General features: G+C 44.3%; 11 protein-coding genes. All 11 read left to right on the forward strand.

Going from position 1 to position 16,705, the window contains the following annotated elements; all coding sequences use genetic code 11:
- Window positions 1-109: 109 nt before the first annotated feature.
- A complete protein-coding gene (locus ESB13_RS04345) occupies window positions 110-757 on the forward strand; it encodes an RNA polymerase sigma factor (RefSeq protein WP_164974089.1) in 648 nt (215 codons plus the stop codon).
- 13 nt (window positions 758-770) lie between these two features.
- The gene (locus ESB13_RS04350) at window positions 771-1,811 is read left to right on the forward strand and encodes a FecR family protein (protein WP_129001798.1); all 1,041 of its coding nucleotides are present in this window, start codon (window positions 771-773) and stop codon (window positions 1,809-1,811) included.
- A gap of 91 nt (window positions 1,812-1,902) precedes the next feature.
- Complete coding sequence (locus ESB13_RS04355) at window positions 1,903-4,842, forward strand: TonB-dependent receptor domain-containing protein (protein WP_129001799.1); 2,940 nt, start codon at window positions 1,903-1,905, stop codon at window positions 4,840-4,842.
- Between the two features lie 22 nt (window positions 4,843-4,864).
- Window positions 4,865-6,301, forward strand: coding sequence for a RagB/SusD family nutrient uptake outer membrane protein (locus ESB13_RS04360; RefSeq protein WP_129001800.1), 1,437 nt, complete (start codon window positions 4,865-4,867; stop codon window positions 6,299-6,301).
- A 21-nt stretch (window positions 6,302-6,322) separates the two neighbouring features.
- Window positions 6,323-7,015: an HD domain-containing protein gene (locus ESB13_RS04365; RefSeq protein ID WP_129001801.1), complete on the forward strand. Its 693-nt coding sequence runs from the start codon at window positions 6,323-6,325 to the stop codon at window positions 7,013-7,015.
- A gap of 23 nt (window positions 7,016-7,038) precedes the next feature.
- On the forward strand, window positions 7,039-8,367 hold the full coding sequence (locus ESB13_RS04370; protein ID WP_129001802.1) for an alkaline phosphatase family protein: 1,329 nt from the start codon (window positions 7,039-7,041) through the stop codon (window positions 8,365-8,367).
- Window positions 8,368-8,739: 372 nt separating this feature from the next.
- Window positions 8,740-10,467 carry an O-antigen ligase family protein gene (locus ESB13_RS04375; protein ID WP_129001803.1) on the forward strand — a complete coding sequence of 576 codons (1,728 nt, stop codon included), beginning with the start codon at window positions 8,740-8,742 and terminating at the stop codon, window positions 10,465-10,467.
- A 6-nt stretch (window positions 10,468-10,473) separates the two neighbouring features.
- A complete protein-coding gene (locus tag ESB13_RS04380; protein WP_129001804.1) occupies window positions 10,474-11,961 on the forward strand; it encodes a hypothetical protein in 1,488 nt (495 codons plus the stop codon).
- A 29-nt stretch (window positions 11,962-11,990) separates the two neighbouring features.
- Entirely contained in the window at window positions 11,991-13,367 is a 1,377-nt protein-coding gene (locus ESB13_RS04385; RefSeq protein WP_129001805.1) for a T9SS type A sorting domain-containing protein, read from the forward strand.
- A gap of 37 nt (window positions 13,368-13,404) precedes the next feature.
- Window positions 13,405-15,921, forward strand: coding sequence for a hypothetical protein (locus ESB13_RS04390; RefSeq protein WP_129001806.1), 2,517 nt, complete (start codon window positions 13,405-13,407; stop codon window positions 15,919-15,921).
- Between the two features lie 8 nt (window positions 15,922-15,929).
- Entirely contained in the window at window positions 15,930-16,691 is a 762-nt protein-coding gene (locus ESB13_RS04395; RefSeq protein WP_129001807.1) for an immunity 49 family protein, read from the forward strand.
- Window positions 16,692-16,705: the final 14 nt, after the last annotated feature.

The raw sequence follows: 16,705 nt of genomic DNA on the forward strand, positions 1-16,705 counted from the left end.
CATGGCCCGGTATATAATAAATGGTCAGGATGTTACCGGCATCCTGGCCATTTGTGTTTTTATATGGCGCTGGATACTTTAATATTACGGTAATATTAGCCTGATACCTTTGGCCTATATATCCGAGCGCGTGTATCAGCATTTACCCGATAATATTCTATTACAGCATGTCAGGCAAAAAGACCTGACAGCTTTTAATGAGCTGTATTACAGGCTCGCTCCATCTTTGCTGGAAACAGCTTTCCAAAAAACGAACGACCGGCCGCAATCACAGGATATGGTGCAGGAGTTGTTTATATGGCTTTGGGAACAGGCGGCAACGCTTGGTGAATACAGCCTGGAGGGGTTTGATGTAAGAGGCTATTTATTTACGGCACTTCGTAATAAGATCTATAATCACTATCACCGCCGCGTTAATACCGTTGCGGTGATATGCGAACTGCAACGCACTGTCGTATACGCAGAAAATAATATCTCCCGGCAGACAGATTTTAACGATCTGGATCAAACGGTAGAATCTGAATTATCACTCTTGCCCGCCGAAATGCAAAAGATCTTCCGGCTTCGCAAACAAGAGGGCTTAAGCATAAAAGAAATAGCGCTGCAACTTGTATTGTCTGAACAAACCGTCAAGAACCAGCTATACATGGCTACAAGACGTCTGCGCCTTTCCCTGCAGAAAGTACTCAATATTACCGTAATATTAATTCAATATTGGCTATGGTACTTTTGTTTCCTTCCCTTGTTGATAGTATAAAGGTCTGGTTATAATGACGGAACAGCATCTGAAGTACTTATTGGAACGTTACATGAATGGTACGTGTACACCGGAGGAGTTAGCGCAGTTAACACAATGGTACGACTCGTTATACCAGCAACATACCGGCTTTTTTCTAAAAGGAGAAGATAAGAAAAAGCAACTTTCCAGGCTACTGCTTGCTATTCATCAGGAAATAGATCTTTCAGAAACACACCAGCCCGTAATCATACGAAGCAGTAAAAGAACCTTTGGAATACGTGTCGGAATTGCGGCGGCAGCAGTTGTACTGCTTGCAGTATCCGCTATCTGGTGGTTCAGTTTTTCGGTTCGGCCTCAACACTCCGTCGCACTAACGGATACTTATAAAACAGATACTGCACCAGCCGTACAGTTAAACTGGGCAGCACATGAAAATACCGGCAATAAGCGTAAAACCCTTCCCTTGCCGGATGGTACGGTCGCAGTGCTTTTACCCGGCTCCAGTATGAAATACAGCCCGGATTACAACACCGGCGATAAAAGAGATGTACAGGTAACAGGAGAGGTGCATTTCAATGTGGCAAAGCTAAAGGATAAACCTTTTACTGTTTATTCCGGCAGGTTTGCAACTACAGCGCTGGGTACCTCCTTCAGCGTTTATGAATATAAAACAGGGGCACGCATAGCGCTCTTCTCTGGAAAGGTTGTAGTAAAAAGTGCAGGAAAAAATATAAAAGGTTGGATAAACGATATTTTCCTGCAACCCGGACAGGCAATGCAATACAACGCAGGAAGCGGAAATGTTGCCGTAAAAAAGATAGAAGAAGCCGCCAGGCAGGCAGCAGTGAGCCTCGCATTTGAAGACACTCCCCTCACAGAAGTGTTGGAGAAACTAAGCAGTCTATATCGTGTAACGATAACATACAATAAGGAAGACCTTACTGCCATGCGCTTCTCAGGAACGATACAATCTACCGATTCACTAAAAGTATTGTTACAGGCGATAGCGCAGATGAATGGCTTAACCATTACACCCCGGGCTGATGCCTACATAGTAAAGGCATCGGAATAAATTGAACATTTAAAACCTTTAACCAGTATCACATACACTTTAAAGTGTGTGCAGGCAATCTATTGCATCCAATTTAACAAAACAAAACAACATGAAACGCATGACCGAAACAATGAGCAAACGGTTAAAAACCTTTCTGCTGCAAGCCGTGCTATTGCTGCTGTGCCGTATGGCATCGGCACAGCAGGGCGGAGGAACGGAAGTAACGGGCACCGTTCTTTCAGAAAAGAGTGAATTTCTATCAGGTGTAACTGTTGAGGCCAGAACAACAGGCGATGAAAACGCAATAACAGTAATGACCGACCACAAAGGGGTATTCATATTCCGTCACCTCGTTGCAGGAAAAAAATATGACTTCACTTTCCTTTCAGTAGGATACGAAAAGAATATCTATAAAGGTTACCTCGTTAAAGGAGGAGACCAGAAAAATACTTTACTGGTAAAACTGAAGGAAAACAACAACCAACTCGATGAAGTAGTGGTAACCGGGCAGGGTTTAAGTGTTAGTAAAAGAAGGATCTCTACTAATGTGACCACCGTTACAGGCAAACAACTGAGAGATGTACCGGCAACAAGGCTCGATCAGCTGTTGCAGTCGCAGGTGCCCAACGCCCAGTTCAGGCTTGCAGGCGGCCAGGCCGGCGCTACCTCTATTATTCAGACAAGGGGGTTCAACTCCGCGTTTGCGAACGCAACACCCATCATCTATGTAGATGGCGTGCGTGTCGATAACCTGAATACAGCTCCTACTATTGGCATGAACCTTTCCGGCGGCATTTCACAGGGCGCTTCTACCAGCGCTATCGCCGACATTCCATTGGAGAACATCGACAGGATCGAATTTGTAAACGGTGGCGCTGCTACTACCTTGTATGGCTCCGATGCAGCCAACGGCGTATTACAGATCTTTACAAAAAAACGTGGCGGCGGTAAAGCGAATTTCTATGCAGGCGTCGACTTGGGACTCGAAAAAGCAACCAACGACTACCTCCACTTCAAAAGAACAAAAGACCTCCTTTTCAAAGACGGCTTCTATAACAAATACAGCATAGGCGCCGACGGCGGCACAGAGGATATGGGCTACAGCATGGGGGCTTCTTACTCCAAATCAAACGGAACACTCATCCACAACCAGAACCAGATTGAAAAGATCGATTTCAAAACCGGTCTCTATGCCAGAATAGCAAAGGGCCTTACTTATGAAGGAACTTTCTCTTATAACAACCAAAGTCTTAACAGGGTACGTAACGGTAACTCCGGCGGTTACTCCGGGTTATGGTTTGCAGAAGACGGCGCCTCCAAGATCACTGGCCCCGGCTTCAACCCCAGGTTGGATGATCTTAGCGAAGCAGATTTCGCACGCGTTAGATCATTCGTCGATTCAGCAGAAATGTTACAGAACAACACTTCTAAAGTAAATAGGTTCCAGACTTCTCAGGTGCTGAAACTGCAGCCTTTAAAGAACCTGCAGGTCAAAGGTACTTTCGGTATCGACTACAGAACGCAAACCGAGTTCTCTGCCGTTTCACTGGCCTACAACAGGCATATCCGCTCCAACAGCACAGGATCGCTTTCTAAATACGACCGTAACTACCTGGGCATTACCATGGAATTGACAGGCCAGTACGAAGCAAAGGTGAATGACTTCTCTTTCCTGACAACAGCGGGAGGACAACTGTTCCGTAACGAAGACCACCAGATTGGCTATATAGGCCAGGATATCTGGGACGGTGCACAAACAATTGACCAGGCTGCAACTAAAACCAGCGCAGAATTCTTTTCAAGGGTAGCCAACTATGGTTTGTTCATCCAGGAGAACATTGGCTTCAAAAACAGGTATTTCGTTGACCTGGGCGTACGTGGCGATGGTAACTCCGCTTTCGGTAGCGCTATAGGCGTACAGTATTATCCTAAAGCAGGTGTATCTTATATCCTGAGTGCAGAACCTTTCTTCACCAACTGGAACCAGAAAATCTTCACTACCGTTAAGATCAGGGCAAACTATGGTGTAGCCGGTACTTTCCCCACACCGTTTGCCAACGACCGTACCGTATACTTCTACGGGTTTAACGGCAACAAATCAGCTACAATGGGCCTGCCAGGCAACAATGAGCTGCGCCCCGAAAAATCTTATTCCAAAGAAGCAGGTATTGACCTGGGTCTCCTGAAAGACAGGTTAACACTTACTGTAACCTATTTCAACAACCGTACGAAAGATGCTTTGTTCCGCGTTCCACCTGCAGCCTCTACCGGAAGGGAAAACATGTTGAGGAACCTGGGCATTATCAGCAACAAAGGCTGGGAATTCTCCGCAGCAGCAGCAGTGGTGCAGCAACAAGACTGGGAAATAAAGATAAGAGCCTCTGCCAACACGGTAGACAACGTAGTGGTAAGCACTGGCGGCGCCCCTTTCTTCAACTTAAGTGGTATGACTTCCCGCACTGTTCAAACCGTGGTACGTGAAGGTTACCCGGTGGGTTATATCAGTGGCAACTACGGCACCTTCAATGCAGATGGAACCATGGCAGGCACTACACCTCAAACCTTCCTGGGTTCTACTATTCCTACGCTTACTGGTAGCATGGGTTTGAATGCAAGATATAAAAGACTTTCCCTGTTTGCGAATGCCGACTATCAGCAGGGTGGCTACCTCGACAACTGGGATAAACAGTTCCGTATTAACTACGGCGCTTCTACCGACGGCGTACCTTCAGCGGAGATCGCAAAGAACGGCACCACCAACTGGCTGAACTATTCACAGTTGTTTGTTCAGAAAAGCGACTTCATTAAAGTGCGTACACTGGGTATCCTGTACGACATGGATAAGTCTGTTATAGGCAACCATATCACCAGGCTTACATTAGGCCTCACAGCGGTAAACCCGTTCAATTTTGTGGCTTCGGAATCAGATCCTGAAGCAGTAATGCCAGGTGGCGCGCAAGGACAGGGTACTGCCACAACCGGTGGTCTTAACTATGCATCTTATTCAGCGCCCCGCCAGTTCATTTTCTCTGCAAAAATTAATTTCTAAAACAGACCTCATCTATATCGTTATGAAACGTTATACCTTATTTTCCTGCCTGTTTGTACTGTTGGGCTTCTCCGCCTGCCAGTTGAAAGAGGTAGTGAACCCCAATATCACAGAAGATACATTTATCGGTTCCGACCAGTCGGCAAGTATCTGGCTGAATGGTACCTACAGGCAACTGGCACTCGTGCTGAACGAAGTAGTAGTAGATGCCGAGATCACTTCCGATAACTATTACAACAATAGCTCTCTTTCAAACAAAGTATTCGATATCCCCACCATCCTCTATTCCGATCTCGACGTTGACAACATGCAGCGGGCAATCGGCAAATTAAGAGAGATGGGTAGCTACGGGATAGAAAAGATCTTTCCATCCGACAGGTTGGGAACCCCATCGGTGAAGGCCGAAATGTATTTCCTGCGTGGTTATGCCTATTTACTGGGCGCAGAAACCATGAATGGACTTCCTATGACCGCCAACGGCAGAGTGGGCGAAACTACCGAACTGCTCGACAGCGCTATTAACGACTTTAAACAGGCCGTAGCTTTACATGCCAATGCTACACTCAGGAATAGCTATAACCTGGCGCTGGCAAGGGCATACTACCAGAAAGGCGATAAAACAAATGCAGTAGCTTATGCTGCCATCGTTAAAAACGCCAATCCCTTGCAACTACTGCAGGCAGTATATGATGGCCAGAATGGTGTTTCCAATACCATGCAAACCTATACATACAGCAGCTCAACAAATACATTTGCGCCGTTGCCAAGGCTCGATTTCCTGGATCCCAAATTGTACCATACCGGCAACATTACAACCGATCAAAAGCCCATCTCTATCTTAAAAGGAGAAGAAGCCTACCTCATCATGGCCGAAGCCGCTTTAGGTAACCAGCAACTGGCAGAAGCTAAAACAACGCTGAAGTCTTTGCTCACCGACGTGGTTGCGAAAAGACCAACCGTTACCATCTTTGATACACTTGAAAAAAGAAAGGGCAACAGAAGCGACTACGCTCAGTCTGCTGCCGTAAAAGTAAAAGCCGATGCCGGCGCCACTGCAGTAAGCGGACGTATACTCGACCGCAGCGCGGCTGCCGGTGGTATTAAGGTGTATACCATTTCAGGCACTTCTGTAACCGCCGCAGATATCGATGCTGCAGGTACCATAGATGAACTGTTGTATATTCTTTGCCTGATGCGCCAGGAGATCTTTATATCGGAAGGAAGAAGAATGACCGACCTGGGTATCAGGTTCCCTGTTTCACAGGTCGAACAACTGAATAACCCCAATGTAACAAATGCACAAACCATAGCAACCATTCCTGCTTATATCCCTGCAGCTACGGGCATGGACAACTTTAGCTACGATAAAACAGCCGGCATTGTTACCATCAAATATGACATGAACAAGATCCTGGTTCAGAACAAAAACAGCAAAGGTGTACTGCCATTGCTGAAATAAAAGACCCAATCCAACTTTGTTATGAAACGTCTTTGTATTTTTATCATCATGATGATGGCCTTTTTTCACCAGTCCCAGGCTGCAGGCGCCAATCCTGAAGCTGCTTCCGTAAAGGAAGCATTCCAGGCCATCATTACAAAATATAGCAATAAGGCCACAGCCGAACAGCTTTGGCGCGAAGTAGACAGCAACTATACAGGCGCAGACAGGCACTACCATAATCTCAAACATCTCGACAACTTCTATTCACAGTTATTGAAATGCAAAGCAGAGATCTCCGGCTGGGAAACGCTGGTGGTTGCCATGGTGTATCACGATGTAATATATCATACACCCGATCATCGTGATGAAGAAAGAAGCGCCGAACTGGCTGTTAAACGTTTGCAGGAATGTAATTTTCCTGCAAACGCCATCAAAAAATGCGAAGCTTTGATCCTGGCCACCAAAAGCCATGCATGGAGCTCCGATAATGATACCAACCTGTTCAATGATGCCGATATGTCGATCGTTGGATTGTCGCCGGCCATTTACGACGAATACGTCAAAAACGTTGGACTGGAATATGGCGTTACGCCCCAGTTTCAGCAGGGACGTAAAAAGGTATTACAGTACTTCCTGTCTATGGATCGCATTTTTAAAACCAACTTCTTCTACAAGTTGTACGAGAAACAAGCCCGGGAGAACATTGCCCGCGAAATAAGTACACTTCCTTAATCAGTCAACTTAACTAGTATAATATGAAACGCTCAATAGCTTGTGGCTTGCTGCTTGCCCTGTTATGCGGTAAAAGCGCCGCAGTTCAGGCTCAGAAAGCCAAATATGTGGTAATGATCAGTGTCGATGGCTTTCGCCCCGATTTCTATACCGATGCATCCTGGCCCACACCCAATATGCAGCAGATGAAAGAAGAAGGGGTATATGCGTCGGGCGTACGTGGCGTATTCCCCACAGTTACCTATCCTTCACATACCACTCTTATCACAGGCGTAACGCCGGGTAAACATGGCATCTGCTATAACACTGCCTTCAGCCCCGATTTCAGCAATGGCTGGAATACAGACGCAAGTCTTATTAAAGCAGAAACACTATGGGATGCAGTGAAAAAAGCCGGTCTTACCTCGGCCTCCGTATCCTGGCCGGTGTCGGTAGGCGCCCCCATAACCTATAACATTCCTGAAACATGGTCGGCCACCAACCCCGCCGACAGGAGGGAGGCGTCAAGCGAAAAAGCCACACCTAAAGGATTGTTTGAAGAAGTTACCCAAAATGCAACCGGTAAACTGCAGGCCAACGATTACAACCTAAGCGCATTGAGTATGGATGAAAACGTAAGCCGCATGGCTGCTTATCTTATCCGTACATACAAGCCCAACCTGGTAACGCTGCACTTACCTTGTACCGACGGTGCACAGCATGCAGAAGGCAGGAACGGAAAAGGAGTGCGCAGGGCAGTTGCTTCCGCAGATCATGCCATAAGCAACATCCTCGATGCGCTGGAGAAAGCCGGTATTAAAGACAGCACCGCTATCATCATCACCGGCGACCATGGGTTCGTCGATACGCATACCAGCCTGGCGCCAAATATCTGGCTGAAACAAAATGGCTTGTTTAACAAAGCAGTGTTCTTCACTACCGGCGGTTCTACTTTCCTGCACCTTATGGATCCCAAAGATGAAAAAACGCTGCAACAAGTAACGAACATGCTTGCCGCTTTACCGGAGTCATACAAAAAACTGTTCAAGGTCATCGACAAACAGCAGTTGAATCAGGCAGGTGCCGACGCTACTGCTGCACTGGCCCTGACAGCCATCCAGGGCTTCTCCTTCACAAACGCTTCCGACGGAGAGATCATGAAACCCGCAAAAGGTGGAACGCATGGTTACTATCCCGACTTCTACGAAATTCAAACCGGCTTCATCGGTTACGGCGCCGGCTTCAAAAAAGGAGGTGTACTCCCTGTCATAGGGCTCGAAGATATTGCGCCTACTGTAGCAAGCCTACTGGGCATTGAATTAAAGTCAGCAGACGGCGTAACCTACCCGGGCTTCTTTGACCTGAAGAAATAATATTATAACATTCAACTCTGGTAAGCATACATCAATACAAAAGATCCGGCGAATAGCTCGATAAAACTCTTTCACAAACCTTGATTCAAAGAGGCCGTTTAAATAACGGCCTCTTTGAATTATAATGCAATTGCCTGGTTCAAAATTATTTTTTAATACTATATGGAATATTTGTAATTATTCTCTAATTTCACAACCGATTTCACCCTTAAACCTAAATACATTCTTATTGATACACCCACGCAATCTTATCTCTTCTTACAAACCTTAACTGCATTTTAAAATTTTAGTCAGCGTCTTTTTTGTTCAGTGTAATACTGAACGAGTGTCAGTATTCTCCCAGGAAAAGTTTTTTAACAAAAAAACTAATACATGAATAACAGGAAGTCGATTCACCTGTTGATTCTGGGAGCATTATGCGTTACCCTGATCAATACCCGCATGTTTGTTCAGCCAACATTGGTTGCATTCTTTTTCTTTTCGATAATCACTTGCGTAACGGCAATAACGGTTGGTGCCGGGTTATTGCTAAAAAAACACACCTCATTTTCCTATCCTGTCCACCTGGCCCTGTTGCATGCAATGGGTGTCTATATTGCTTTACATGGTTTGATTACACACTCCTGGAACATTATCAGCAACTATTGGCTGGCTGCTATTCTTTACTACACCTGTGTACATATCATTTATGAAAAACGTAATACAGGCCAGGAAGCAAATTCTATTCTTATTAAGGGCATAGTTTGGATCGGTTTTGCCGAAGGTTTGATTGTGTTGATGCAAGCCATCCGCATTATTCCATCCTGGAGTTCCGCTCTCATTGCTACAGGCACATGGTCTAATCCGAATGTTACAGCTATATACCTTGCCATCAGTCTGCATTTTTTCTTTTATGCCATATCTCTTGCATCAAAAAAGAGAGCGTTGGTGGTGATGACAGTGGTGGTTATGATAGCACTATTACTACTTCGTTGCAGGACCGCATTCCTGGTCGCCTTATCGGCTATAGGCATGCATTATTGGCCCGCGCTGCAACATTGGCGCTCATCTGTAAAGTCTGTATTAACTAAAGTTGCCGTGTCTTTGTTGGTACTCGCGGCATTCGTTTTTATGATTGCGGTTTTCGTAAACATGAAAGATGGCTCAGCATCAGGACGAATGCTGATATACAAAAACAGCTTGGCGATGGTATTGAATCAGCCATGGAAAGGTTCAGGATTTGGACTGTTCGAAAAAGCATACAACTTGTATGTTGTGGAGCACGGTTTTCGATCCGGTGGCTATATAAACATCGCATATAACGATTTTATTGAAATATGGGCCGAGGGAGGACTTGTGGCGTTAATACTTTGGTCGGCCTTTCTTATCACTTACAGCTTATGGGCGTTTCGCCGGAAATACTCCTTGTTCCCGGTGATGGCTTTGGTAATTATCCAATCGGTGAATTTTGCTTTCCAGGCCGCACCGGTATTCGCCTTATTGCTTATGTCGATGGCCTGCCCCTTGCCTGTAAATGCCAGGCATAAGCAGGTAAGCAAAACTTCTGTTCCTGGTGAAACTCAATTTCTGTTTCCGAAAAATATTGTCATACTGGGAATGCTCTTGGCTTTGATGATAGGCATAAGCCAGATAAAAGTAACGAAGGCATTGCATCAGCTCAATGAAATCACCGCCTCAAAAGGCACTACCTACATAAGCAAATTGAAACAACTGGAAACAACCTTGAATGATCAAACATGTTTTCATGAAAAATTTGGCGACGCATGGCTGGCTAAAGGTAATCCCCAAAAAGCCAACGAAGAATACCGGAAGGCACTCGAAACTTCTGCACGCCCTCCGGTATTGGTGAAATATGGTTATTCCTTCCAGGTACAGAATAACTACGATAGCAGCCTTTATTATTATCGCATTGCCCAGAAAATAGAGCCATTCAAGTTTATTACCCGGCTTATCATTCTCAGAATGTACGAACAAAAAAGAGATACGCTCAATATTAAAGCAGAAGCAGAAGATATTCTGAATATGCCTGTAAAAATAGAAAGCGATAGGGTAGATCACATTAAACAATATGCACAAAACATCCTTTCTAAAATAAAATAGATAGCTATGAAAATCGGATCTTTTTTAGCACCATACCTGGCTTTACTGCTTGGATCCCAATCTTTGCATGCCCAAAACAGGCCGGAGACGCCACTCAGGAATTACAGTACAGCTGTTATAGCAAGGGTTGCCGAGGTCTCCGCCCTAACAGGCTTACCTGTAGAGCGTCAAAAGCTGCTGGCAGATTACTATAACAGGCGGGATAGCCTTATGGCGTCGCTCGCCTCAACAGCAGGAACAAGTGCTGATCGATTCAGGTCTTTGGCTGATAGTATGACGCGTGAATTGGACGACTTACTCAGGGGAAATGAACGTGTAAGGTATTACGAAGCCATACACAACGATTACTTCAATTGGGAAGCAGTAGAAACCGCTGCGTGGCTGAGAAAAAAATATCATATAAGCCCCCATCTTCAAACTGTCATATATGCTTTCATCAAAGAAAAAAATGAGGGATTGAATAAAGTATTTTCCGCTAAAGCAACAAACGATATATCCCCGGTCACACACTCTCTGCTAAATCATTACGACTCTCTGTCTGCAATCTATAAAACAGCCGCTGTTGGTCAACTATGGCTGGAACAGAAGTTGAAAGAACTGGATGCGATAAGCCCTCTTGGTGAAAAAGAAAAACAGTTAATAGAGGATCAATTCCTGGCATTATGTCTTAAAAAAGGAGGCGGTTATGACAGGAATTTCAAAGCCGCGCTGCAATTCGCTTCTGGTAAAAAAGAGTACTTCAATCTCCTGTATCGCGACAGTATCAGGCAGCTTGCAGAGGTAAGGGGTGAAAAAGAATTGCAGGATATGTCTTACAAATATGGGTTGCCCGAATTGCTGGTGCGTAAAATCAGGCCGCTTGTATTGGAGAAATGCAGGAAAGATCAGGAATACCAATCGCGTATGCCTTATGGCCGCCAAAGAGATAGCCTCGAGAAAGATAATTCGGAACGAAGCTGGGCAGCCATCAAACAGGTGCTCATAAGAGCAGGATACTTTCGCTTAGGCGATAGCAGGTACACCGCCGCTATGCGCTATCAAAAAGCGCTGGCCTTGACGAATGAACAAATGGACTCGCTGGCAGCATTTAATTATCAGCTGGATATCAGTACATATATCTACAGTTTAATAGATCCATGGATAAAACTGGATGCATCGGTAATGGTCGGCATGAAGCTCGAAAAATTACTCAGGCCGGGACAATATGATACGCTGCTTAAAATAGAAAGTCATCCACACGCCTTAACGGCAACACAGAAAGACTGGTCAAACCTGAAGAAATACAATATGGTAACAGAACAGGATAGCGCTGCTGTATTTACTACCGTGTTCTTTTATCACCTCAGCCAGACGGTTGTACAACGACGCTATCTGCACAATCCTACACTTGCAAGGCAAATTGGCCAGAGATTGATAGATAGTAAACCGGCAATACTACGCAAACTGGATGCTGCAATCAAAATGAACGAATACAACAATGTTTCAATGAACTAACGCAATCATCTATACATAAAACAGAACTTATGAAAAGAATTATTTTTCTTATGGCATTGCTATGCCCGTATGTAAAAAACTACGCTCAGGATAAAACAGAAGATCATTATGCTATAGGCATGAGCTACCTGAATGGAATAAACCTTTCCTATGACCTTGGCAAGGCAAAGGAGCATCTCATGCTGGCCGCGCAATATGCCGATCCAAGAGCGATGTTACAACTGGCAGCTATTTACGAAAAAAATGCAGATAGCGCAGTCTATTGGTATAATAAGGCTATTGCAGCAAAGGCCGCAAATGCCCACTTCCTGCTAGGCAGATACTATCAATTGGGTACAGGTATAAAACAGAATTTTAGCAAAGCTGCTTCATATTATAAACAGGGCGTCCAGGTAGGAGAGAAATATGCAAGAAATGCATTGGCATACTTATACTTTAAAGGACTTGGTGTGTCGCAAGACTATGCAGCCGCTTTCCAGTTGTTCCTTGTGTCAGCCCGTGACAGCTTGCCAAACTCAATGTACTTCCTGGGTGTATGTTATCGCAATGGCTACGGCGTTCCTTCCGATCAATCAAAAGCACACTACTGGCTGGGCAGGGCCGCAGCGGAAGGTGAAAATGCAGCCATACACGAGTTGATGGAAGAGAAAACACCCGAGAACAAAAGCGTTATTTCATTGGAATGGGAAGAAAAACTAAAAGCACTCCGCCTTACAACAGAGAAATACAAAGCCGACAATGATAATAACTACGAAGGTAATTATGAAGGCTCAGTCGTCTACTTTGATTGGAGTGGCAAATATGTGACCGAAATACAGCCTTTAGAATTGCATCTTACCAAAACAGCTGGCTGCTACAATGGATTATGGAAAGAAGGCGAAAGTAAAGCAGCTTCAATAACAATGTCAGCATCCAATAACAAATTCGTTTTTGCGGAAGGTGCATCTTACGTACGTAAAGACCATTATAGCGCCAGAAAGGAAGAAGTATGGCAGTTTAATAACGCCAGTTTTGAATTGACCTTTCTTAACGATAGCGTACAATTAATGGGGAGCGTTAAATTTTATAGCCCGGTAAGAAAGGAGCCTGGCAAACCTTTGCAGGTAATACTCAGGCGAAAGCTCGATTTCACGCATAAGGCAGAAAAACAGGAGGTGAATATGACACTCTTTCCCAACCCTGCCCAAGCCTATACCAGCCTCAAATTTAGTCTGGCAAACACAGCCACCGTGGCCGTTCAGGTCTATAGCCAGGCAGGCACACTACTCTACAGTGAATTGCCCCGGGTAATTCCTGCAGGAACCTATACAACTGATCTCCCCACAAAAAAAATAAAGCCCGGCACTTATATCGTTAAGCTGCTCGTAGATCAAACCGTTTTCTCAAAACTACTGATGAAGCTCTGATTTAACAGTATTCTTCAACCAAACTAAATCAATCCTGATGAAAAGGATAATACTTTTTATATTCCTATACTTAGGACTGCTCCCTTATATAAATGAATCCGGACTTCAATTATCAGGTCCGGCATCTGCTCACTCGCAAGACGTTCAGGGGAAGCTGATAGCATTCCTGAGTGCACAACATCCCACATACCGGATCAATCCCGTTAGCCATAGCTGTGGCTGTGGTGTATCTGTTTTCAATCCGGATAACAATGAAACTACTTACATATATGCTAGCCCAAGTTGGATCGCTGCACATCCCGAATTTACTTCATTCGCCTATGGAGGCCCAACTACACCGGAGCCGGGAACGATTGATGATCATAACGAGTTCGTTTATTCAGAAGGCTTCATCAATTTCCTTTTGGATGTTGCTGCATTTGAGCAGAGGATGGAAGCTTATTCACAATTAACGAGTCAATATTGGAATGAATCGAGTGTGGGATACGAACCGCTTCCCTCTGTAGGAGACCCAACATCGTGCAAAATTGAACCTCAATTCGGCCCGGCTGTCATGGAAGCCAATGTGCCGCCCAACAATATAGCAAATGCCTCGGCAATTGCCTGCAATAATGCCTTTCTGCTTAGAAATAGGCGAATCATACACTTCACGCCCGAACAGCGGGCACGGATTACCAAATTCCATTTCGATGGAAGTACGCTTGTTGCGATAGAAGATCAGTCAGGCGAGCTATATTATCACGCAGTTGATGCTGAATACTATTATATAATAGAGACCTGTAACGGAAACGAGCCCAAAAATTCGGCAACCGCCGTTTCAAAAGTGTATACAGGCTATAAGTTTATCAATTTTCATAGATTGAAACGAGATGCCGGAAACTACCTCACTTATACCTATCTGGATCAGAATTCCCAGGTCTGGATAAATGTTCCTTACGCAGACCCCGACTACTGCATAGAGGCCCCAGCTGCCACAGTGGAAATGCCAACAGCAGGAAAGATAGTTATGGGGGCTAACCGAAATGGAGTGATGTACTGCGAAACATTAACCGCAGAAGACGCTACACTCACAACCGTCGTCAGGAGAAATAATCCATACAGACTCCATTCCGTTAATCTCGATCACTTTGTAAATGTTCCCTCGTGGGTCGAAAACTTCTTTTTCAAGCTGGGTATTTACCCCTCAGACTGCACTGTTAATTATGTAAACCAACGTTTAGATGAATTGCATGCCAGTTCAGTATATACCTCGGAGGCTAATGAAGATGTTAAAAAAAGAATGGAGTATGAAACATTAGGATATGATCTTGCTTTTGGAATGCTCTATTGTGCTTCGGATGAAGCTGCCGCAAAAGACAAATCCGCGTTTGTTCAGTTTGGCCTGGGAATACTACATGAAGCCATCGCTACGGTTGATATCAAAGAAATTGTTACCGGGGTTGCACAACTGGCTAAGGGCGTAATTATGGCTGTCCCCCAGAATCTGAGAGCGGTAATAGACGCTTCAAAAGATATTATTATAGAGCAGGCCGCAATGGGTAATATTAACTATGAACTGATAGCAAGAAAATTGATTGAGGCCAACAATAATCAACTTGCCGGCATATATAACAAAACCGTTACAATCGCCAATTACTTTAAAGAAACCTACTTCACCAAATGTGATGCCGATCCTGTTTACGGCAATATTTGTCCCTACAGGCATGGACAGGTAACCATGATGGCCCTTCCCATTGTGTTAACCGCCGGCGAATGGGTAATAGTAAAGGCCACCTCTCTCATCAATAAATACGTTATTAAAACGCAACGTGCCATTCAGTTGCTCGATGAGGCCGCAAATGCCTCCCGCCAGATCACACAGGAAGCCTATACACTTTTGGATGACGCAGAGGCCGCCGTCTCGGCCGAAAAAACAGTAATAAGGGAAAACGGGGCAGTACAAACAACGATAAAACAGGAAGGAGAAGTAGGACACGAAAGCCTGGTTATCACTCAGGCCGCCAATTACATCGACGATGCGCTGCTTTCCGGGCTTTCTGCAGAATTGCCAACAACCTCTGGTTACATCTCCAAATCCAAATTCACCAGTAATGCCCATAAAATAGATCCACAGGTTGATCCAATTCTTAAAGGCCATGCTGATGACATTATAGCCAATGGCGATCTTACCGGAGCCAAAACGGAAACATTACAAAACTATCTTTTCGAAAACAAAATGGGCCTCACGCGTCTCGATGGAAAAGTTGGAAGTAATAACGGTTTTGATGGACTATTTATTAAAGGGTCGGCCACAAATCCTGAGAAGATTTTCATTACAGAATGCAAGCAGCAGTGGAACGCTGGTGTAACGCTCGCTCCCGAAAATGCAAATACAGGCCTTTTTGCTCAAATGAGCGATGATTGGATACAGAACGTAGTCGAAAGACTCCGTAATGCAGGTAAAATAGAACAAGCTAACTTGATTGAAGGAAACCATGCAATTATAGAAAAAATAGTTATCACAGTTAATAAAAGTACTGGGGATATCAATCTGTTGAAGCTCGGGAATTATTAAATTTGAATATGGAAATATCTAACAAAACAAAAGAGGAACGTTTGTTGTTGACTTGCAAAAGTTATATTGACAACATGCCAAATTTGATCCAATCTTTGGATGCGGGGAGAACTAATGAACGATTCTTTTCAATGACTTCCTGGAGCATATTTCAATCTTTTGCGTTGAAATCCTTTTTCCTTGATAAGGATATAGATTTTGCAAAATTGTGCTTCTATAAATGTGGTTTACTAGATGAATTGCGAATTACCAAATATGACGATCATATTCTTAATGTAGGTATCGTCCATATAACCTACACATTGTTAAGTGACAATATTGATCTGATCAATAGATATTCGTATCTTAAGCATGCTACCTTTGAAGAAACAATTAACAAAGGCACCTCAACCCCTATGTATATCCTTCAGTGCATTATAAGAGATGATTGGGCAGAGTTTGACCGTTCCATGCATATTATGAAAAATAAGACGGTTCCTAAACTTAAAATGGATTTAGATGCTGCCTATTTTGAGGCCTTTGCAGAGAAAGACAAGAGCAAAATGGAACAAATTCTGGCCGAGTTGGTAAGTCCTGTAGTTCATAAAAAAAGAAATAGCCAACAAACATTTTGCGATTTCATCTCCCAACCCGCACTTGGCTACGCCAAACTAGCATGGCTAAAAGGTATTGAAGTGGAGGTAAACAGCCCTTATGTTCCTAAAGAGCTTTTGCCGGTAAAACCCCTGGAATCTTACCGTGAACTGGATCTCTTTACAGATTTTCAATAGCACATTTCACTTTG

The organism is Filimonas effusa, assembly GCF_004118675.1.
In the GTDB taxonomy this organism is placed as follows: domain Bacteria; phylum Bacteroidota; class Bacteroidia; order Chitinophagales; family Chitinophagaceae; genus Filimonas; species Filimonas effusa.